The organism is Neobacillus muris (genome assembly GCF_943193175.1).
Classification (GTDB): domain Bacteria; phylum Bacillota; class Bacilli; order Bacillales; family Cytobacillaceae; genus Neobacillus; species Neobacillus muris.
Genome location: NZ_CALPDF010000032.1, coordinates 26,094 through 46,829 on the forward strand (window position 1 = coordinate 26,094; position 20,736 = coordinate 46,829).

Genomic DNA, 20,736 nt, shown 5'->3' on the forward strand with positions numbered 1-20,736 from the left:
TGTCTTATCGCGATATCAGATTAGTTTTATTCCACTGACTAAGATCATGATAGCCAATATTGTTCTTAAAGGCTTTGCAGGGAATTTGGAGGAGAGGGTGCTGCCTAAAATGACACCAGGGATCGAACCTAACAGCAGGTTAATTGCCAGCAAATAATCCACATTGCCGATTCCGGCATGTAAAAGCCCAGCTGCAGTCACTAATAAAAAAGCGTGGGCAATATCAGTCCCAACCAATTCTGATGGACTCATTCGATACAGATAAAGCATGGCTAGGGCAAACATGGAACCTGAACCAATGGAAGTCAGCCCGACAATAAAACCAAGGACGACACCGATCGTAATCGATAATGCCCGTTTATCCTCGATTGGTTTTAGCTGCAGCTGATTCCATTCCATTCTCTTTTTCATAAAAGTTTTAATCAGTGTAGCAATTGCAACCAAGATTAATACATAGCCCAGTGAATGTTTAATAATTTGCTCCTGATTATGAAAAAAAGCATTAAACAGATGAAGAATGCCTACCGCCAAGAGCGCACTTGGAATACTGCCAATTGCCAAATACTTAACCAGCTTTAAATTGATTGTTTTCTGTTTCCAATGCTGGATTGAACCAAACAATTTTGTAATGGAATTATAGAATAGATCCGTTCCTACAGCAATTGAAGGATTGATTCCTAATAAAATTAATATTGGTGTTAGTAGAGCTGCACCACCTACCCCGGTTAATCCGACCATGAATCCAATAAAAAGCCCCATTATGATGATGCTCATACTCATAGGGTGTACACTCCATATCTCTAAACTAAAATATACATTAAAATATGAAGTGGTCGAATGCCTTGTTACATGACATTATAAAAAATAAGGAGGATTCCAGGGGTTTTTTAGTCCCGGTCATCCTCCCTAATCCTTTATTTGCTCCAACAAACGCTTTCCTATTTGTCTTCTTCATTCTCTGTCAGTTTAATTTTTTGGCATCCGATATATAAGCAGGAGAAAACGTCGACATCTGGTTTGGCTTTTGCTAAACCTTTTATATAGGGAGTAACTAAATCTTTAAAATCTTCTCCGACACCTTCCTCTTCTAAAATCCCATAGACATACAATTTTTTATCATCAAATAAAAAGGCCACATTGCCTACAGCTTTGTTTGCACTATTTACGACATTTAACACTTGAAACTGTGGGGTTATGACTTCTGGAGAAAAATAAATCTGCAACGAAATTCACTCCTTTTTGAAATATAAATTCTGCCATGATTAAAAGGAAGGAAACGCCCGGCAGGCGCTTCCGCTTTTCTTAACAGCTTTCTAAGTAAATTGCAGTTTTTCAAATAGAGTATCGGTTTCTTTAGAAGGCTTTTCCTTTTTTGCAACGTGGATCAGAACGAGACAAAGTAATGCACAAAACAGGGTTAACCCTGCTGTGATTAAAAACATGCCGGTCCTTGACCATTCCATTAAAGTGCCAAAGATAGGAGGACCAATGGCCACCCCTAAGAAACGGACGGAGCCATATAAAGATGTAACAAATCCCCTGCGGTCTGTTGGTACAGAACCAGTAATAAAGCTGTTAATGCAAGGGAGGACAAGCCCAGTGCCGATACTGCTGACCACCAGAACGGAAAAGAACGGAACAAGGCTTTTAAAGAAAATAAGACAAGCAAACGAAGCCGTCATCAACATAAGGCCTAAAATAATTAAGGACTTCATCAGCTTCATTCTTTTACCTATTTTGCTTCCAGTAATATAAGAAGTGGTTGTCATAAACAGCAATGGAATCGCAAGGATGCTGCCTTTAAGCAGCCCATCAATCCCATGTTCTTTTTCAAGAATATCGGAAATGTAAAATAAGATTCCGAATAAAGTAAACAGGCAGGCCGCTCCCGTCAAATAGGCAGCAAAGAGCCAGCGTCCTTCCGTTTTAAATACTGAAGCCAGCCCTTTTACATATTTTCCGACTGGAGGGGGTTCCTTTTTTGCTTTTTTCTCTTTAATAAAAAAGATCGTTAACAAAATAGATAGTAGACAAAAAATGGGGAAAGCGAAAAAGGCAGCATACCAAAACAACAGTGCAAAAAGCGAGCCTAAAATCGGGCTGATGACTTTACCAAAACCATTTGAAGCTTCAACTAAGCCAAGCACTTTACTCTGTTCGGCCCCTTTAAACAAATCACCGGTTAACGCCATGGCAATTGGCGCTGTACCTGCTGCCCCGATTCCCTGCATAATTCTTCCTGCCATAATCCAAGTATAAGCACTTGAAAACCAGGCAGATGCTGATCCGGCTAAAAAACCACCGATCCCATATAGAATCAGCGCAGGTATAATCACGGCTTTTCGGGAAAACCGGTCGGAAAAATAACCTAAAACAGGGATAGAAATAGCTGCAGCAATAGAAAAAACGGATATGACTAAACTAACCTTAAACTGTGAAATGTCTAATTCAGATTTCATCTTTGGGAGTATCGGAATTAACATCGAGTTTCCCAAAACCAGAATCATTGGGATGGAACTGATGGCTAAAATAGTTAAGCCATTATGCTTTTGTTTTCCCAACACGCACACCCCTAACTGTGAGAATAAGCCTGTTTTATTGTTTGATTTGCCACAAAAGTTTATACAAGGCATTTGCCTAATTTATAAGAAAAATGCCTATTATTTACACATTCACCCAGTTTTTGAATAATCTATTTTAGAAAAAAAGAGGAGGCGCTTTGCCTATGGATTTTTTAACATTACCAGAAAGGACAACAGGAAAACGAACATATGGACTAACATCAGTAGTGGATTTTGGTACTCCAATAGGGGAATTAAAACATATATTAGCCGATTATGGACACCTGGTAGACATTGCTAAAATTGGAATTGGCTCAGCCTATTTGACGCCAAATCTAAGGGAAAAGATTCACTTATACAAAGAACATGATATTCGTCCATACTGCGGCGGCACATTATTTGAAAAGTGCTATTATCAAAATAAAATTCCAGAATACGTCCAATACCTGCAATCATTAGGAATCGAATGGATTGAGGTATCAAATGGGACCTTGGATATTCCCATTCATGAACGCCTCCATTTAGTATCCAGGTTAAAAAGCCATTTTCATGTTATTGCCGAGGTAGGATCCAAGGATTGCAATAAGGAAATGGACATTTCTGAATGGAAGGACGAAATGGAACAGCTGCTTGCAGCAGGTTGCGAATATGTGATTACGGAAGGAAGAGATTCGGGAACAGCGGGAATTTATGAACAGAGCGGCACGATTAAATTTGATTTAATTCGTGAGTTAATCAAACAGGTCGACCCTAACAAAATTATTTTTGAAGCTCCAACTTCCAAACATCAAATGCATTTTATTAAAGAAATCGGGCCAAATGTCAATTTGGGAAATGTGAAAATCCATGACGTATTAGTATTAGAGACGCAGAGGGTTGGATTGCGGAGTGAAACATTTTATCTGGAGGATATTGAATGCAACTTACTTTAATCAGGCATCTTCCTACGGAATGGAATAAAAAATCTTGGCTCCAAGGGAAACGGGATATAGGAATCTCTCCGTTAACAGAGGAGTATCGGCAAGGAATCATCCAAAATCAGCAAGTACTGAAAAAGCTTGCCCCTTTTGACCTTGTTTTAGCCAGTACGTTAAAAAGGACACATCAGACGGCAGGGCTTTATGGTTTTCAACCGGAAACAGAGGGGCTATTGGATGAATTGGATTTCGGTCCGTTTGAGGGAGTACTGAAACAGGAATTAGTTGAACATTATGGAGATCAATGGGTAATGAAACCAAAAACAATCATTTTAGGAGAAAAGATAGAAAATTTAGAGAAGCGAATAGCTATGTTTTTGGAAAAGTACAAAAAATATTCTAATGTTTTAGCGTTCGGACATGGCTCATGGATACGAGCATTACTCTCCTATGCAGAGTTTGGCCATATTGATCATATGAATCAGCGGAACTTAGGGAACAACGCCTGTGTTACGCTAAGGTTTCCAAATGAAATAATGAAATAGGAGGGGAAGAAGATTGTCTGATGTACTTACCTATGAATCCTGGGAGGAGAAAAAGGTTAGCGGTATTTTAAGCCATCACCCAGACTATTTGGATATTTTAAAATGGGCATATCAGGAATATCAGGATAACATGGTCTATGCCTGCAGTTTTGGAGCGGAGGGGATTGTGTTAATTGATTTAATTCATAAGGTAAAAAAGGATGCCCGAATCATATTTCTTGATACGGGGCTTCACTTTGCCGAAACCTATCAATTAATTGAACAAGTAAAAGAAAGATATCCTTCGCTGAATATCCAAATGGTGAAGCCCGAATTATCTGTTGAAGAGCAGGCTGAGCGGTATGGCAGGGAGCTATGGAAGCATAATCCCAATCTTTGCTGCCAAATGAGGAAGGTTGAACCATTAAGGGTAGCATTAAGTGGTACAAAAGCTTGGATTTCCGGGTTAAGACGAGATCAATCCCCTACAAGAAGCCATACCCAGTATATTAATAAAGATGAAAAATTTAAAAATATTAAAGTATGTCCATTGATCCATTGGACATGGTGGGATGTCCTGGACTACATTGACCTTAATCAGCTGCCTTATAATCCTTTGCATGATAAAGGATACCCGAGCATTGGCTGTGCACCATGCACAAAGCCTGTTGGGGATAGAGGGGATTCCCGAGCAGGACGCTGGGCAGGACTATCAAAAACGGAGTGCGGCCTGCATCAGCTCTAAATTTTTTTAAAAATAGCAAAATAAAGTTTGAGGAGGTTAAACGTTGGCAAAAAGTACCCCGCATGGCGGCAAATTAATCAACCGGATGAACATAGGGCAGTCTCTAGAGTTTTCGGCAAACTATGTTGAATTAGATAAGCTGGAATTAAGTGATTTAGAGCTGATTGCAAATGGGGCTTATAGCCCGCTGGAAGGCTTTATGGGAGAAAAGGATTATTATTCTGTTGTTGAACAGATGAGGCTTGATAATGGGCTCCCATGGTCGCTGCCCATCACTTTGGCAGTCGATCATGCGGAAGCACATAAACTGGGAATTGGGGAAACCATTCACCTTGGTTATCAGGGTGAGATATACGGGACCATGAAAGTAACTGAAAAATTTTTGCCCAATAAACACTTGGAAGCGGAAAAAGTATATCAAACGGCCGATTTAAAGCACCCTGGGGTAAATAAACTTTTCCAGCGGCCGGATGTTTATATAGCAGGTCCAATTACGATGGTCCATCTGCCGAATAAAGGCGATTTTCAATCTTTTTATTTAGATCCGCTCCAGACTAGAGAAAAGTTTCGGGAATTAGGCTGGAAGTCGGTAGTCGGTTTTCAAACGCGCAATCCCGTCCACCGAGCCCATGAATATATTCAAAAGTCAGCATTGGAAACGGTGGATGGTTTATTTTTAAATCCATTGGTGGGAGAAACAAAATCAGATGATATACCTAGCGAAATTCGCATGAAGAGTTATCAGGTTCTCCTTGAAAAATATTACCCAGCTGACCGCGTTTTTTTAGCCGTCTTTCCTGCTGCCATGCGATATGCCGGCCCTCGCGAAGCCATTTTTCACGCCATTGTCCGCAAAAACTTTGGATGCACTCATTTTATTGTAGGCCGTGACCATGCCGGCGTAGGAAACTATTACGGAACCTATGATTCACAAAAAATATTTAGCTGCTTTGAGGAAGAGGAATTGGGCATTAAGCCGCTATTTTTCGAAAACAGTTTTTACTGCAAAAAATGTGAAAACATGGCATCAGAAAAAACGTGTCCGCATAGCATGGAACACCGTGTCATTTTATCAGGAACAAAAGTTAGAGAGATGTTAAAGAATGGCGTGCAGCCTCCAAAGGAATTCAGTCGTCCTGAGGTAATAGAAATTCTTATTGCTGGAATGAAAGAAGTTTATGAAAATTCTTCAATTGGCTAAAACACCATTTAAATAGAAGGTGTACAAAATGGGAAAGAGCAAAAACATCACTTGGCATCAAACAACCGTCACAAAAGCTGACCGCCATAAATTAAATGGCCATACTAGCTGTGTCCTGTGGTTTACTGGCCTCTCAGGGTCAGGCAAGTCTACATTGGCCAATGCAGTTGATTTTGCCTTATTTCAAAAAGGCGTTAACAGTTATGTGTTAGATGGAGACAATATCCGCCATGGACTAAACAAAGATTTAAGCTTTGGAGCTCTGGACCGCAAGGAGAATATCCGAAGAATCGGTGAAGTGGCCAAATTATTTGTAGACAGTGGGCAAATTGTTTCCTCTGCCTTCATTTCACCATTTCGTGAAGATAGGGAATTGGTAAGAGGCATGTTCGAGCCGGATGAGTTTATTGAAATTTATTTGCATTGTCCCATCCAAGTGTGTGAAGACCGGGACCCCAAAGGATTATACCGAAAAGCCCGAAAAGGGGAAATCCCTGATTTTACTGGCATTTCCTCCCCCTATGAACCGCCCTTAAATCCAGAAATAACTATTGAAACCAGTAAGGTGGCGATTGAACAGTCAGTTGCTTTTATATTGGACTATTTAAAAGATAGGAAGATCCTTTCATAGGTCTTCCTATCTTTTTCTCCAATTGGCTGATAAGAAAAACAAGTTTTGAAACTTTAATTCATAAATAAAATCAATGATATTGGTCGAGAAAAACTGGCAAACAACAGCATACAGAACAATTTTATAATCGATGACAAGAGATGTAAGCAAAAAGATGAGCAAATTGATTCCCATCATGACCTTCCCAGGACTCCAATTTTTGTAGGTAGCGATCATGAGCGCGGGAATCACCATTCCTCCGCTGGACGCACCTGCACGGATTAATAATCCGACCCCAACTCCAAAGAATATACTTCCTGCACCAATATCAAATAACGTATGAATATGAAAATGCGGTATGGTGCTGGTCAAAATTGTCACAATGGTGGAGGTAGTTGCCACCGAAATGATGGTTCGAAAAGTCCAAGTGTAACCAAAGTATTTTAGGGCAAACAATAAGAAAACAATATTGGCAAGCCATAAAGAAAATCCTAGCGACAAGTTAAACCAGTGGTTTAATAGAATAGCAATGCCTGCCGCCCCTCCGGAGGGGATAGAATGAGGAAATAAGAACAAAGACATCGACATTCCTTGCAGAGTGGCGCCAACCAGCAGGCAAAAATAAGTCAAAAGGGTTCTTTTCATCGGAAATAGAATTGTTCAGTTATACAAGATTTTTTAGCCAACTTACATTCCTCCTATAACCCGCCTCCTTGTCCATTCTATGAAAAGAAGGAAAAGATTATGTTGGCACAGGACAAAAAAGGGAGTTTAAAAAAATTTCCCAACATATTCTGTCATTTTTCGAGTGCTTTATGATGGAGAAACATATTGAAAATCTAGCTTTGAAGCCTTACTATAATAAGTAGGAAAAAAGAATTATGACGAATGTTGTTGAATGATTTCGCAGTGATCCTAGACATGCGCCAAATTAGATTTCTAATTTGGTTTTTTTTTAAGATATGAAGAAAGGATCTATTTTAAAGTGATGAATACTTCTATTTCAGATATTAAAAGACATAAACGGGAATTACTAGAAACTCATATCAAGGGCAGTTTGAATCAATACAGCCCCCTATTCAGCTGTGATTCAGATGCCATCTATGTGATGGATTTAGATGGGTTCTTTTTGCCGTTAAATCCAGCATGTGAGCGGATATTTGGGTATGATCCCGGGCAGTTTGCCAAGCTGAATTATATGAAAATTGTTACATTAGAACATTTAGATAGGGCGCTTTCCTTTTTTTATAAGGCAATAGAAGGAAAGTTACAGAATTTTGATTGCCAGATTATCCACCAAAGCGGTGTAATTTTAGATGTGAATATTACCAATTATCCAATTGTCGTTGAGGAAGAGATTATTGGTGTATATGGAATCGCCAAGGATATTACTGAGATTAAACAGCGCAGGAGGCGGTTAACGGAAGAAATTCAACAGCGGGAAGCGATTTATCGGGAAATTGTTGAACACTCGCCTGATGCAGTTGTGATCGCAAAATCTAACCAAATCCTTTTCGCAAATGATACGGCTATCCAATTAGCAGGTGCCAGGTACAAATCGGATCTTATTGGGCGCTGCATCAATGATTTTATAGTTAATGAATTTTCGGATATTTTAAAAGAACGAGTGAAACAAGTTGAAACCGGGGAAATTGCCGACTTTATTGATACAAAGCTTGTCCGTGTTGATGGCAAAATTATTGATGTCGAAACAAAGGCGATTCCAGCCATCTATCAGAATGAGCCAGCAAGGCATATCATTATTAGAGATATATCAGAAAAAAAGAGAACGCAAAATTTACTCCTGCAATCAGAAAAGCTTTCTGTTGCAGGTCAGCTTGCTGCAGGGATTGCCCATGAAATTCGAAACCCTTTAACTTCCATTAAAGGCTTCCTTCAGCTCATGGAAGCGGATAAAAATGTCAAGCCAACTTATATTGAAATCATTAAATCAGAAATGAACCGGATTGAGCAAATCCTCAGTGAATTATTATTGCTGTCTAAACCGCAGGGACAAAAGTTTAAACAGACCAATCTTTTAAAAATCTTAGAGGACGTCAAAGCGCTTATTGATACACAAGCCATTTTAAATAATATTAATATAACCATTATTTGTTCAACAGAAATCCCGTTATTAATCTGTGATGAGAACCAATTAAAGCAGGTATTCATTAATTTGCTGAAAAATTCAATTGAAGCGATGCCCAATGGCGGAGATATTAAAATAGAAGTGGACAGGCCAGAAGATGGCATAGTTCTAATTAAGGTAGCGGATCAAGGCACAGGGATTGCTAAGGAACATTTAGATCAAATTGGCCAGCCTTTTTTTACTACAAAGGAAAATGGAACTGGACTAGGTTTAATGATAAGCATGCAAATCATCAAGAACCATAATGGGACATTTCATATATCAAGCAGCCCGAATGGAACGGTGCTTGAAATTGCCCTGCCATTATAGTTACTAGCAAACGAACAATATTGTTCGTTTTTTTTTGCAATTAATCAATTACAAGCAGGATAGTATTGACTCAATAAAAAATATATGATATTAAAATATTTGTTAGCACTCTAATGCGCTGAGTGCTAACTGTTTGAAGGTTGTTTCGCTTACGATTATAATCAAATAAGTAAATAATTTAGAGGAGAGGTCAAAATGGAAACAAAAGAGTTTAAAGCGGAATCCAAACGTCTGTTAGATATGATGATTAACTCCATTTATACACATCGGGAAATCTTCCTAAGGGAGCTGATTTCCAATGCCAGCGATGCGATCGACAAAATCTATTATAAGGCATTATCCGATGAATCGCTAACATTCGACAAAGACCAATACTACATAAAAATTGAGGCAGATAAAGCAAACCGGACATTGAAAATTATCGATACAGGAATTGGGATGACCAAAGAAGAACTGGAGAACCACCTTGGCACCATTGCAAAAAGCGGTTCGCATGCCTTTAAATCTGAAAATGAATTAAAAGATGGATATGACATTATTGGCCAATTTGGTGTTGGATTCTATTCCGCCTTCATGGTAGCCGATGTAGTGACGGTTATTAGTAAAGCGCTTGGCAGTGAGCAAGCCTATAAATGGGAATCTTCAGGTGCTGATGGGTATACCATTTCTCCATGCGAAAAAGAGTCTGTCGGAACAGAAATTATTTTGAAGCTGAAAGAGAATACAGAGGATGAGAATTATGATGAATATTTAGAGGAGTATCGCCTAAAATCCATCATTAAAAAGTATTCCGATTTCATCCGCTATCCAATTAAAATGGATCTAACCAAAAGCAGGAAGAAACCTGAAAGTGAAGATGAATATGAGGAGTATCAAGAGGAAGAAACCATTAACAGCATGGTTCCTATATGGAGAAAGAACAAATCAGAACTTACGGATGAGGACTATAACAACTTTTATGCCGAAAAGCATTATGGTTTTGACAAGCCGCTAAAATCTATTCATATTAGTGTAGATGGTGCTGTCAGATACAATGCGATATTATATATTCCAGAAAAGATACCGTTTGATTATTATTCACCGGAATATGAAAAAGGGTTAGAGCTGTATTCCAGCGGCGTGTTAATCATGAACAAATGCGCAGATTTGCTGCCTGACTATTTCAGTTTTGTCAAAGGAATGGTGGATTCAGAGGATTTATCTCTCAATATTTCCCGTGAGATGCTGCAGCATGACCGCCAATTGAAGCTGATTGCCAAAAATATTAGCAAGAAAATTAAAAGTGAGTTAATTAGTTTACTAAAAAATGACCGAGAGAAATATGATGAGTTTTATAAAGGTTTTGGCCGCCAGCTAAAATTCGGTGTGTACAGTGACTACGGTTCTCATAAGGAGGAATTGAAAGACCTGTTAATGTTTTACTCTTCAAAGGAGAAAAAATTGATAACTTTGGATGAGTATGTATCAAGAATGCCAGAAGGTCAAAAATATATTTATTATGCGACTGGCGATACCAACGAAAGAATTGAGAAACTGCCGCAAACTGAATTAGTGGCTGATAAAGGCTATGAAATCTTATATTTCACTGATGATATTGATGAATTTGCTATTAAAATGCTGATGTCATACAAAGAGAAAGAATTTAGAAATGTTGCCAGCGGTGACATCGGCATTGAGGCCGACGAAAAAGAAAAAGTAACAGCTGAGGAAGAAGAGGAAAACAAAGAGTTATTTGAGTTTATGAAAAATTTATTGTCCGGCAAGGTAAAGGATGTTCGAATTTCGAAACGGTTGAAATCGCACCCGGTTTGTTTAACTGCCGATGGCGATGTATCGATTGAGATGGAAAAGGTTCTAAATATGATGCCGAATAATCAAAATGTTAAAGCGGACAAAGTGTTGGAGATCAATGTCCATCATGATGTTTTCACTTCTTTGAAAGCCGCTTTTGAGAATGATAAGGACAAATTGGCTCTATATACACACTTGCTATATAACCAAGCCTTATTAATCGAGGGACTCCCTATCGAAGATCCAGTCGAATTCACAAATGATATTTGCAAGATCATGATGTAAACCAGTGGAGTTTATATGTCTAATTACGTAGAACATCTGTTAAAGTGTTCTACGTGACCAAAAAGAGGAAGTCTGATAAAAAGGGTGAGAGGCGAATGATCGTTATTATCGCTTCTCACCCTTTTTTTGATGAATCAATGCAGCGGCCCATCAACATATTTGCCGTAATCCGGAATGGCAAGCTTATCAAACTCATTTGCAAGTTTCGACAAACCGTTTGTTAATGGTTCTCCTGACATCGGGATGCCATGGCCTGTAATAGCAACAGCCGGCTTTAATGCCTCCAGTTTTTTGACCGAATTCCATGCCTCCGGCCAGTCTGTTGTTAGATACCTGGGGGGACCGTTTACTTCTTGTTCCTGTGTAATGACCTTGTACAAGGCATCCTGCCTAACGGTAATGACAGCATCTCCCGCAATTAACAGCCTGTCAGAATCACGGAAAAGAGAGACATGCCCAATTGAATGCCCAGGTGTGTGAATCCAGCGGAATCCCGGCATGTTAGGAACGCTTCCATCTAAGGGAAGCGCTGATGCATGTTTTCCTAGGTTGATGGGTTCATTCGGGAAGAGAGGAGACATTTTGGCAACCATTCCCCCTTCAACAGTAGGATCAGGCTCCGGATAGCTCATTTTTCCCGTTAAATAGGGCAGTTCCAATTCGTGTGCATAAACTGGAACCTCCCATTTCTGAACGAGCTCAACAATAGCCCCGACATGGTCGAAATGGCCATGCGTCAGTATAATTGCTTTTGGGGAGGCTCCTGACCCGAACCGTTCTTCAGTGACCCTGATAATTTCGTCAGCTGATTTCGGCATTCCGGCATCTACCAGTACAAATTCCTTTGTGTCTGGATTCCCTGCAAAAATAATATTGACGATTTGGATCGTATAACAAAATATATCCGGCAATACGGAAATTCCCACACCGTTTCCAATAGATGTAGCAGGAATGAACTTATAATCACTGCCATATGATAATTCCTTCTCCATGCATTAAACTCCTTATACGGTAAAGTGACGAACTAAGAATAGTTTTTCACAAAGAATTCTAATTATCCCAATCGATAGCGGAATGGATCCTACCCATACAAGCTTTTTAATTAGGTTCCACATGAACATTTACATCATAAACATCATGCGTCTTTCTTAATTCCGCCTCGACTTTGTCAGCGACGTCATGCGCATCCCGTATGTTTAAGTTTGAATTGACGAGAATGACGACGTCCACCACGGCGTTATTGCCATAATTTCTTGCCTTTATATCTTTGATTCCCTTTACGCCGCTGATCCTTTGTACGGTTACTTTAAAAGCATCCATTTCTTTTACATCAAATCCATCGGTCAACCTATGGGAAGAATCACGAAAAATATCCCAAGCTGTATGGCAAATGAGGAAACCGACAATAACAGCCGTAACCGGATCAAGCCAAGGGAGTTTGAACTGTGCTCCAATGATTCCAATGGCTGTCCCTGCGCTGACCCAAGTGTCCGAGAGATTATCCTTTGCGGCAGCCATAACGGCCTGGCTGTTCGTTTTTTTTGCCAGATTCCGATTGTAACGGTAGACAAGATACATCATAAATGCACACGCCAAGCCAGTAATCGCCGCAATTGGATCAGGTGATGCCCCCTTGCCATTGACAAACGTTGAAACTGCATCAATAAGGACGCCAATCCCAACGGCCATCATAATGAAAGAGGATACCATCGATGCAACCGATTCTGCCTTCCAATGTCCATAAGGATGGTCATTGTCTGCAGGCCTTTGAGAGACTCTTAAACCGATTAACACAACTAAAGAAGAAACGATATCCGTTATATTGTTGAATCCATCCGCTTTTAATGCCTCAGAATTTGCTCCATATCCTACGAAAATTTTTAAGGCGGCTAAGCAAAGGTAAGCGGCAATACTTACGATCGCTCCTTTTTCACCTTTTCTTAAGCTCAAATATTTATCTTGATCCATATCAAAAGCCTCCACTAATAATACCCTTACTTATCTTAACAAGCTTGAAACGAGTGGGTCTATAGCAATCTTTTTAGTTGGTTCTTACATTTATTTTCAAAGTAAAAATAGTTTCAGTAAGGAAACAAAAAAGGGATATATTTACAAAAAATCCCGTGATTCCAATAGACAGTTTTCTTTAAATTAAGGTAATTAAATTTTTACAATATTTTAAGTTATTATATTGACAAATTCCTATTGGTATAATAGGATTAATCTCAACCAAATAAAAAAATTCTTTTCTAGAAGCCTGAGGAACTGGTTGTAAGAAGCCCGGTATCCTGCAGAGCAAGGCGCCAATTCCAGCAAAATGAATCTCATTTTAGAGATAAGGTGTGAAACAATGCATACGCCTTTCCTGAATGGGGGAGGTATTTTTGTGAAAAAAGGGGGCGAATCCACTGAAGCCATCAGAATGGAAGGAAATTGCTGAGCATGTAGAGAGAATGCTTTCGAATATACAATTTGGATCCATAACCTTAGTTGTACAGGACGGCAAAGTTGTCCAAATTGAAAAAAGTGAAAAGGTTCGTCTTCAATCAAATAAACCACGCTGACTAGACAAACTAGAGGCGGTCTATCACCAATTTTTGGTGGAAGGCTGCCTTTTTTTTATTAAATTATTTTGGAGTTGATGAAATGACTAGTTTACTAACCTATGAAAATTGGAACCAATTATCAGATTCCTTTTCTATAGATGATAAAACGAAAGGGGCTCTGGCTGTTTTGAAGTGGGCTTACCAGCATTATCCTCAGGATCAAATCGTTTATTCCTCCAGCTTCGGAGCCGAGGCTATCGTATTAATCGATTTAATTCATCAAGTAAAACAAGATGCCCATATCGTCTTTTTGGATACAGGTTTGCATTTTCTTGAAACGTATGAAGTCATTGACCGGATTGAAGCACGATTCCCAACCTTAAACATTGAAAGAAAACAGCCCTCCCTGACATTGGACGAACAGGCGGCAAAGTATGGCACAGCACTTTGGAAGCGGGATCCCAACCAATGCTGCCACATTCGAAAAGTCCTTCCGCTAAGGGAGACGCTGACAGCCAAGAAAGCTTGGATTTCCGGGCTGCGCAGGGACCAGTCCCCAACAAGAAAGGACACCCAATTCCTTAACAAGGACGAGAAATTTAAGAATATCAAAGTTTGCCCGTTAATCCATTGGACATGGGACGAAGTCTGGGATTATATCAAGGAAAATGATCTTCCATATAATGAATTGCATGATCGAAATTATCCAAGTATTGGCTGCTTCCCATGTACACAAGCGGTTGAGGCGGGCGGAGATTCCCGTGCCGGACGGTGGACCGGAAGCAGTAAGACAGAGTGCGGCCTGCACACGACATAAGGAGGGATTCCTACGGTAACCATCATTGCTGTTACAATTGGAATGTTTTTTGCCGCCAATATTGGTGCAAGCGGTGCAGCTGCCTCAATGGGAATTTCTTATGGTGCAGGGGTTGTTAAAAGGCAATTAGCCTTATTTCTATGCTCCATAGCTGTTTTTTTGGGTGCCTATCTTGGCGGAGGAGAGGTTGTAAAAACGATTGGCAGCGGTATTGTTCCCAGCAGTACCTTTACCAATGCGATTGCTTTAATCGTGTTAGCTTCAGCGGCTTTATCGCTATTCCTAGCCAATTTTTTTGGAATCCCGCTGTCTACCAGTGAAGTGGCTGTAGGGGCAGTGGTTGGTGCAGGGATTGTTTACCAATCCGTCTATATCAGCCATTTGATTTGGATTGCTCTTTTCTGGCTGCTTTCTCCTTTGGCCGCCTTTCTTATTGCTGTAGCTGCCGCCAATTTGTTAAAGTTGAAAGTTTTTCAAACCTGGACAGCTAAACCACAGGCTGGTCTCATATTGGCCATATTGGTTGTTTTTATGGGATTGTTTGAAGCCTTTTCCGCCGGGATGAATAATGTGGCCAACGCTGTAGGCCCTTTAGTGGCGGCATCTTTAATGGGGAAAAGGGATGCGGTTTTATGGGGCGGGCTTGCAGTGGCTGCCGGTGCTTGTTTTTTTGGACACCGAGTGATTGAAACAAACGGAAAAAAAATTACTGCACTTAAGTTGGAAGAGGGCTGCATTATTTCAGGAACGGGGGCAGGCATTGTCACAACAGCTTCTATTTTTGGAATCCCGATTCCCCTTACGCAGATCACTACCTCCTCGATTATCGGGATCGGGTTTGCTAAGCAGGGGAGTGAGGTGTTAAAAAAGGATATCGTGGTTCAGCTCCTGACAGTTTGGGCTGTTTCGCCAGTGTTATCCATGGTTCTTTCCTATACGATCATCCAATTAGTGATTGAACAGAATATTTATCCCATCGTTGTTATGGTTGGTATGCTCATCTCCGTTTTTGGGGTGATATCTTTAATGAAGAAAACACCCTCAATGGGAGCTGCTGTCACAAAATCGAATGTTGCAAAAGAACAATAATTCAAAAAGAAAGGTTGATTGACATGTCATTTTTACCAAAACCACATGGAGGAAAGTTAGTTGATGCTTTTCATCCTGACTATAACCTAACAAATATTACGCAGGAAATTAAACTTGATGCGATTGCATTGAGCGATTTAGAACTTATTGGCATAGGGCTATTCAGTCCGCTTACTGGTTTCTTAGGGAAGGAGGATTATGAATCGGTTGTCGAGAGTATGAGATTAGCTGACAATACGGTTTGGTCCATTCCAGTTACACTTCCGGTATCTTATGAAACAGCTGAACAATTGTCGGTAGGCGGGGAATATAAGCTCACTTTTGAGGGTGAGGCATATGGAACCATTAGGGTTTCAGAGTGGTATGAACCGGATTTAGAGAAGGAAGCTTTGAATGTTTATAAAACAACTGAATTAGCTCATCCTGGCGTGAAACGGCTATTTGAAAGAGGACCTGTTTACGTTGCCGGGGAAGTGGTTCTAATCAAAAAATCTGAAAAGGGCATCTTTGGTGATGTATGGTTTGAGCCAAAAGAAACAAGAGCGTTGTTTGAGGAAAAGGGCTGGAAAACGATAGTTGGGTTCCAAACTAGAAATCCCATTCATCGTGCGCACGAATATATTCAAAAAGCCGCTTTGGAGACGGTAGATGGCCTGTTTGTCAATCCACTGGTAGGAGAAACCAAATCAGATGATATCCCTGCTGAGGTTCGTTTAAAAAGCTATCGAGTGCTGTTAGATAACTATTATCCAAAAGAGCGTGTACAACTGGGGGTATATCCTGCGGCCATGCGTTATGCAGGGCCGAGGGAAGCGATTTTCCATGCGATCGCCCGAAAAAACTTTGGCTGCACACACTTCATAGTCGGCCGCGACCATGCAGGCGTTGGCAATTATTATGGGACCTATGATGCCCAACATATTTTTAGCGAATTTACTGAAGAAGAATTGGGCATCAAACCGCTATTTTTTGAACACAGCTTTTATTGCATAAAATGCGAAGGAATGGCTTCTGACAAAACCTGTCCGCATGGCAAGGAAGATCGGGTGAATCTATCCGGCACGAAGGTGAGAGAAATGCTCAGGTCTGGTGTCTTGCCCCCAGCTGCATTCAGCCGCAAAGAGGTTGTAGAGGTACTGATCGAAGGCATGCGGGAAAAAACCACGGTGTAAGGAGAAAAATGATGTCTAAGTCAACAAATATTACATGGCATGAAACAACAATCACGAAACAGGACAGACGTGCACAAAATGGCCACGGCAGCTGCACACTTTGGTTTACCGGACTGTCAGGTTCGGGGAAATCGACGATCGCTAACGCAGTATCTAATGAATTGTTCAGGTTAGGGATTCATGAATATGTGCTTGATGGGGATAATATTCGCCACGGTCTCAACAAGGATCTTGGTTTTTCAGAGCATGACCGCACGGAGAACATCCGCAGGATAGGGGAAGTGGCGAAACTGTTTGTAGATAGCGGCAATATCGTGACCACCGCATTTATTTCCCCTTTCCGATCGGACCGTGACCAGGTGCGCGCACTGTTTGAAGAAGGAGAATTTATCGAGATTTTTATTAATTGCCCGATTGACGAATGTGAACGGCGCGACCCAAAGCAGCTTTATGCCAAAGCACGCCGGGGAGAAATCAAAGATTTTACTGGAATTGATTCTCCATACGAAGCTCCGGAAAAAGCTGAAATAATCATTGATTCATCCAAGGTTACAGTTGACGGGGCGGTTGAACAAATATTAAATTATTTAAAGGGAAAAAATATCATATAACGCTTCTAAATTTGAAGGGGGTACACTGCGATGAAAGCAATCCTATATATTGGCCATGGTACCCGTTCGAAAAAAGGGGCTGAAGAAGCAAAGGCTTTTATCCATCGTGTAATTGATAGAATTCCGGTTTCAATCCAAGAAATTAGTTTTCTTGAACTTACCGAACCGCTCATAGAAGAAGGCTTTAGGCGCTGCGTACAGCGTGGAGCAACGGACATCACCGTTGTTCCGCTTTTTCTATTAGCGGCTGGGCATATTAAGCAGGATATACCATCCGTGTTGTCCACATTGAAAGAACAATACCCAGATGTAACAGTAGCCATCAGAAATCCATTTGGAGTTGAAACCAGAATATTGGATGGCATAGCTGACCTTGTAAGAGATATGGTCATCGACTTGACGCCTCAAGATGCCATTTTGATAGTGGGAAGAGGAAGCAGCGATCCGGGCATTCACGACGCTTTTTCCAAAATTGCCAAGGGGATACAGCGGCGGCTTGGCATAAAACATATATCTGTTGGTTATTTGGCTGCAGCAGAGCCCCGGTTTCTGGAAGGACTTGAATCTATGTCAGAGACAACTGCCGGCGGGCGGATCATTGTCATTCCGTATTTATTATTTTCTGGACTTTTATTGGCTGAAGTCGATTTAGAGGTACGTAAACGGCAAAAACAAGGGGTCAAAATAATTCATACTGGTACGTTAAGCAGCCACCAAATCTTTGAGGATATTGTTATGGAGCGGGCTATGGGAACAATGGGTGATTGATGTAGAAAGAAAGAAATAGTGCTTCGATAGAAGTGCTTTTTTAATGCCATTTTATTCATGTATAGGTAAAATAAGAAATAGGACATAATATCTTAGTCCTGTTTGAATACATACTGAAGGGGGATTTAAGGAATGCCAACAAGTTTAACCGACACAACTAAATTACATAACGGAGTAGAAATGCCATGGTTTGGACTTGGCGTGTTTAAAGTAAAAGAAGGTTCAGAGGTCGTTGAATCGGTTAAGGCAGCCATTAAAAACGGCTATCGAAGCATTGATACTGCAGCTATTTATCAAAATGAAGAGGGAGTTGGCCAAGGCATTCGGGAATCAGGGGTTCCAAGAGAGGAATTATTTGTCACTTCCAAAGTATGGAATAGCGATCAAGGCTATGAGTCTGCCCTAAAAGCATTTGATACAAGCTTGCAAAAATTAGGGCTGGATTATTTAGATTTATACTTAATTCATTGGCCAGGCAAAACGAAATTTAAGGAAACTTGGAAGGCACTTGAAAAGCTTTATAAGGATGGCCGGGTCCGGGCAATAGGCGTAAGCAACTTTAAAATCCATCATTTAGATGAATTATTGAAAGATGCAGAAATTCAGCCGATGGTCAATCAAGTGGAATACCACCCGCACTTAACCCAGAAAGATCTATTGGCCTATTGCCAAAATCATGGGATTCAACTAGAGGCATGGTCGCCATTAAAGCAAGGCCAACTTTTAGACGATTCAACCATAAAAGAGATTGCAGCCAAGTATGGAAAAACACCTGCACAAGTCATTTTAAGGTGGGATTTGCAAACCAAGGTTGTAACAATTCCAAAATCCATAAAAGAGCATCGAATCATTGAAAATGCAAATATTTTTGATTTCGAGTTGTCTGAGGATGATATGAACAAGATTGATGCCTTAAATAAAAATGAGCGCGTCGGTTCAGATCCTGACACAATGAGGGCAGGTTTTGAAGAGTAATGATAGAATTCCAAACCAGCGGACAGTGACTCTGCCGCTGGTTTGGGGTTAGGGAATTTAATTGGACAAAATATGAACAATAGTTCATAATCTGCTTGGAATATGGTAAAATAGGAGTATATTTTCATAATCTGTTAGGATTATAGGAATAGTGGAGCATCTAAATGAAAATCATGAGGAGTGATTGAATGACAGAACTTGAAAAAGCGCTTATTCACCAACAGCACCGCAAACTGCCATTATCCAAAATAATTTTTCGGATTATTGCAATAACGATTGGAGCCATTTTAATGGCGACAGGATTGGAAATCTTTCTCGTTCCAAATAATGTCATTGATGGAGGGATCACAGGTATCTCGATTATGATCTCTCATATTACCGGTTGGAAACTGGGTCTATTTCTATTTATCCTTAACCTTCCATTTGTCTATATGGGATATAAACAAATGGGAAAGACATTTGCCTTTTCTACTATATATGGAATTATCGTTTTATCCATATTCACCTCATTTTTTCACCCCATACCCGCTTTTACTGAAGATATCCTATTAGCTACTGTTTTCGGAGGAATGATTTTAGGGATAGGTGTAGGACTAGTCATTCGCAACGGCGGAGCATTAGACGGTACTGAAATCCTTGCCATTGTAATTAACAAAAAAATTCCGTTCTCCGTTGGCCAGATAATTATGTTTATGAACTTTTTTATTTTAGGAACAGCTGGTTTTGTCTTTACTTGGGACCGCGCAATGTATTCTGTTTTAGCCTATGTGATTGCATCAAAAGCCATCGATACGGTAGTTCAAGGGCTTGAAGAAACAAAATCTGTGTGGATCATCAGTGACAATGCTGATGAAATAGGCACCGCCGTTAATGACCGTTTAGGCAGAGGCGTTACCTATTTAAAAGGGGAAGGCGCCTTCACTGGGGAAAATAGGAAAGTTGTATTTAGTATTATCAGCAGGCTGGAAGAGTCCAAATTAACAACCATTGTAGAAGAAATTGACCCCTCTGCGTTTCTTGCCATTGCCGATATTGCCGAAGTCAGGGGAGGAAATTTTAAAAAGAAAAATATCCATTGAAATATCTTTAAAAAGAGGATAGTTCATTCGAATCCAAATGAACCATCCTCTTTCAATTATAGCAGCGCTTTAAAGGCGTTGCGGATCACATCTCCGCGGCTGATAATGCCTGCCAATACACCATTTCGTTCTACAGGGACCTTTTTAATTTGCCGTTTTCCTAATAATGCCGCAATCACTTCAATCTCATCGTTCCAATCAGCTTTTATCACTTTTTTCTTGGCGATTTCCATGACATTTAAATCTAATAGCCGTTTTTCACGTTCCTCAAATTCCTCTTGGTCACCCTTGATAACAAAAGTATAGTAAACATTGTCCACGATACGGTCCTCGTGCTTGCCGATATATCTTAAAATATCTCCATCACTTATATAAGCGACAACTTCGTTTCTGTCATTAACAACTGGAAGCCCGCTGATCCTGTACTTAATGAATTTTTCAATTACTGACCTTACAGTTTCATCTTCCTTTACTTTATGAACATTCGTAATCATAATTTCTTTTGCTAACATCCGACTTCTCCTTCTTAAATACAGGTAGTTATCATAATGATTGTATTATACCTCTCTTTGCAGTTTCTTCAAAAT

General features: G+C 40.2%; 22 protein-coding genes. 15 read left to right on the top strand and 7 right to left on the bottom strand.

Going from position 1 to position 20,736, the window contains the following annotated elements; all coding sequences use genetic code 11:
• Nucleotides 1–15 precede the first annotated feature (15 nt).
• The 3 genes from NFS43_RS17730 to NFS43_RS17740 all read right to left on the bottom strand — a co-directional run bounded on the left by NFS43_RS17730 (nucleotide 16) and on the right by NFS43_RS17740 (nucleotide 2,507).
• Nucleotides 16–780: a sulfite exporter TauE/SafE family protein gene (locus NFS43_RS17730; protein ID WP_251554099.1), complete on the bottom strand. Its 765-nt coding sequence runs from the start codon at nucleotides 778–780 to the stop codon at nucleotides 16–18.
• A 158-nt stretch (nucleotides 781–938) separates the two neighbouring features.
• Nucleotides 939–1,223, bottom strand: coding sequence for a hypothetical protein (locus NFS43_RS17735; protein ID WP_251554100.1), 285 nt, complete (start codon nucleotides 1,221–1,223; stop codon nucleotides 939–941).
• Between the two features lie 90 nt (nucleotides 1,224–1,313).
• Nucleotides 1,314–2,507, bottom strand: a complete 1,194-nt coding sequence (locus NFS43_RS17740) for an MFS transporter (RefSeq protein WP_420910342.1) — start codon at nucleotides 2,505–2,507, stop codon at nucleotides 1,314–1,316.
• Between the two features lie 218 nt (nucleotides 2,508–2,725).
• Here NFS43_RS17740 and NFS43_RS17745 point away from each other — a divergent pair, with 218 nt between their 5' ends.
• From NFS43_RS17745 to cysC (NFS43_RS17765), 5 genes are all read left to right on the top strand, one after another.
• Nucleotides 2,726–3,493 carry a phosphosulfolactate synthase gene (locus NFS43_RS17745; RefSeq protein ID WP_251554102.1) on the top strand — a complete coding sequence of 256 codons (768 nt, stop codon included), beginning with the start codon at nucleotides 2,726–2,728 and terminating at the stop codon, nucleotides 3,491–3,493.
• On the top strand, nucleotides 3,478–4,023 hold the full coding sequence (locus NFS43_RS17750; RefSeq protein WP_251554103.1) for a histidine phosphatase family protein: 546 nt from the start codon (nucleotides 3,478–3,480) through the stop codon (nucleotides 4,021–4,023). The genes NFS43_RS17745 and NFS43_RS17750 overlap by 16 nt, the downstream gene beginning before the upstream one ends.
• Nucleotides 4,024–4,087: 64 nt before the next feature.
• Nucleotides 4,088–4,747, top strand: a complete 660-nt coding sequence (locus NFS43_RS17755; protein WP_251554127.1) for a phosphoadenylyl-sulfate reductase — start codon at nucleotides 4,088–4,090, stop codon at nucleotides 4,745–4,747.
• A gap of 43 nt (nucleotides 4,748–4,790) precedes the next feature.
• Nucleotides 4,791–5,948, top strand: coding sequence for a sulfate adenylyltransferase (gene sat / locus NFS43_RS17760; protein WP_251554104.1), 1,158 nt, complete (start codon nucleotides 4,791–4,793; stop codon nucleotides 5,946–5,948).
• A gap of 28 nt (nucleotides 5,949–5,976) precedes the next feature.
• Complete coding sequence (gene cysC, locus NFS43_RS17765) at nucleotides 5,977–6,579, top strand: adenylyl-sulfate kinase (RefSeq protein WP_251554105.1); 603 nt, start codon at nucleotides 5,977–5,979, stop codon at nucleotides 6,577–6,579.
• Between the two features lie 6 nt (nucleotides 6,580–6,585).
• On the opposite strand, the gene NFS43_RS17770 is transcribed toward cysC (NFS43_RS17765), so the two are convergent.
• On the bottom strand, nucleotides 6,586–7,203 hold the full coding sequence (locus NFS43_RS17770; protein ID WP_251554106.1) for a YitT family protein: 618 nt from the start codon (nucleotides 7,201–7,203) through the stop codon (nucleotides 6,586–6,588).
• A gap of 343 nt (nucleotides 7,204–7,546) precedes the next feature.
• Between NFS43_RS17770 and NFS43_RS17775 the strand changes: the two genes are divergently transcribed.
• Both NFS43_RS17775 and htpG read left to right on the top strand, forming a co-directional pair.
• Nucleotides 7,547–9,016, top strand: coding sequence for a PAS domain S-box protein (locus tag NFS43_RS17775; RefSeq protein ID WP_251554107.1), 1,470 nt, complete (start codon nucleotides 7,547–7,549; stop codon nucleotides 9,014–9,016).
• Between the two features lie 195 nt (nucleotides 9,017–9,211).
• Complete coding sequence (gene htpG / locus NFS43_RS17780) at nucleotides 9,212–11,092, top strand: molecular chaperone HtpG (protein ID WP_251554108.1); 1,881 nt, start codon at nucleotides 9,212–9,214, stop codon at nucleotides 11,090–11,092.
• A 134-nt stretch (nucleotides 11,093–11,226) separates the two neighbouring features.
• Here the strand turns inward: htpG and NFS43_RS17785 are convergent, their stop codons facing one another.
• On the bottom strand, nucleotides 11,227–12,084 hold the full coding sequence (locus NFS43_RS17785) for an MBL fold metallo-hydrolase (RefSeq protein WP_251554109.1): 858 nt from the start codon (nucleotides 12,082–12,084) through the stop codon (nucleotides 11,227–11,229).
• 106 nt (nucleotides 12,085–12,190) lie between these two features.
• Nucleotides 12,191–13,060: a cation diffusion facilitator family transporter gene (locus tag NFS43_RS17790; protein ID WP_251554110.1), complete on the bottom strand. Its 870-nt coding sequence runs from the start codon at nucleotides 13,058–13,060 to the stop codon at nucleotides 12,191–12,193.
• A 440-nt stretch (nucleotides 13,061–13,500) separates the two neighbouring features.
• Here NFS43_RS17790 and NFS43_RS17795 point away from each other — a divergent pair, with 440 nt between their 5' ends.
• From NFS43_RS17795 to NFS43_RS17830, 8 genes are all read left to right on the top strand, one after another.
• The gene (locus tag NFS43_RS17795; protein ID WP_251554128.1) at nucleotides 13,501–13,656 is read left to right on the top strand and encodes a YezD family protein; all 156 of its coding nucleotides are present in this window, start codon (nucleotides 13,501–13,503) and stop codon (nucleotides 13,654–13,656) included.
• Between the two features lie 82 nt (nucleotides 13,657–13,738).
• Nucleotides 13,739–14,455, top strand: a complete 717-nt coding sequence (locus NFS43_RS17800) for a phosphoadenylyl-sulfate reductase (protein WP_251554111.1) — start codon at nucleotides 13,739–13,741, stop codon at nucleotides 14,453–14,455.
• Nucleotides 14,456–14,497: 42 nt separating this feature from the next.
• On the top strand, nucleotides 14,498–15,544 hold the full coding sequence (locus tag NFS43_RS17805) for an inorganic phosphate transporter (RefSeq protein WP_251554112.1): 1,047 nt from the start codon (nucleotides 14,498–14,500) through the stop codon (nucleotides 15,542–15,544).
• A gap of 23 nt (nucleotides 15,545–15,567) precedes the next feature.
• Nucleotides 15,568–16,716, top strand: coding sequence for a sulfate adenylyltransferase (gene sat / locus NFS43_RS17810; RefSeq protein WP_251554113.1), 1,149 nt, complete (start codon nucleotides 15,568–15,570; stop codon nucleotides 16,714–16,716).
• Between the two features lie 11 nt (nucleotides 16,717–16,727).
• Nucleotides 16,728–17,327, top strand: coding sequence for an adenylyl-sulfate kinase (gene cysC / locus NFS43_RS17815; RefSeq protein ID WP_251554114.1), 600 nt, complete (start codon nucleotides 16,728–16,730; stop codon nucleotides 17,325–17,327).
• A 30-nt stretch (nucleotides 17,328–17,357) separates the two neighbouring features.
• Nucleotides 17,358–18,095 (top strand): sirohydrochlorin chelatase, encoded by a 738-nt coding sequence (locus NFS43_RS17820; RefSeq protein ID WP_251554115.1) that lies wholly within the window; start codon nucleotides 17,358–17,360, stop codon nucleotides 18,093–18,095.
• A 132-nt stretch (nucleotides 18,096–18,227) separates the two neighbouring features.
• A complete protein-coding gene (locus tag NFS43_RS17825; RefSeq protein ID WP_251554116.1) occupies nucleotides 18,228–19,070 on the top strand; it encodes an aldo/keto reductase in 843 nt (280 codons plus the stop codon).
• A 188-nt stretch (nucleotides 19,071–19,258) separates the two neighbouring features.
• Nucleotides 19,259–20,149 (top strand): YitT family protein, encoded by an 891-nt coding sequence (locus NFS43_RS17830; protein ID WP_251554117.1) that lies wholly within the window; start codon nucleotides 19,259–19,261, stop codon nucleotides 20,147–20,149.
• Between the two features lie 56 nt (nucleotides 20,150–20,205).
• Here the strand turns inward: NFS43_RS17830 and NFS43_RS17835 are convergent, their stop codons facing one another.
• Nucleotides 20,206–20,661 (bottom strand): CBS domain-containing protein, encoded by a 456-nt coding sequence (locus NFS43_RS17835; protein WP_251554118.1) that lies wholly within the window; start codon nucleotides 20,659–20,661, stop codon nucleotides 20,206–20,208.
• Nucleotides 20,662–20,736 lie beyond the last annotated feature (75 nt).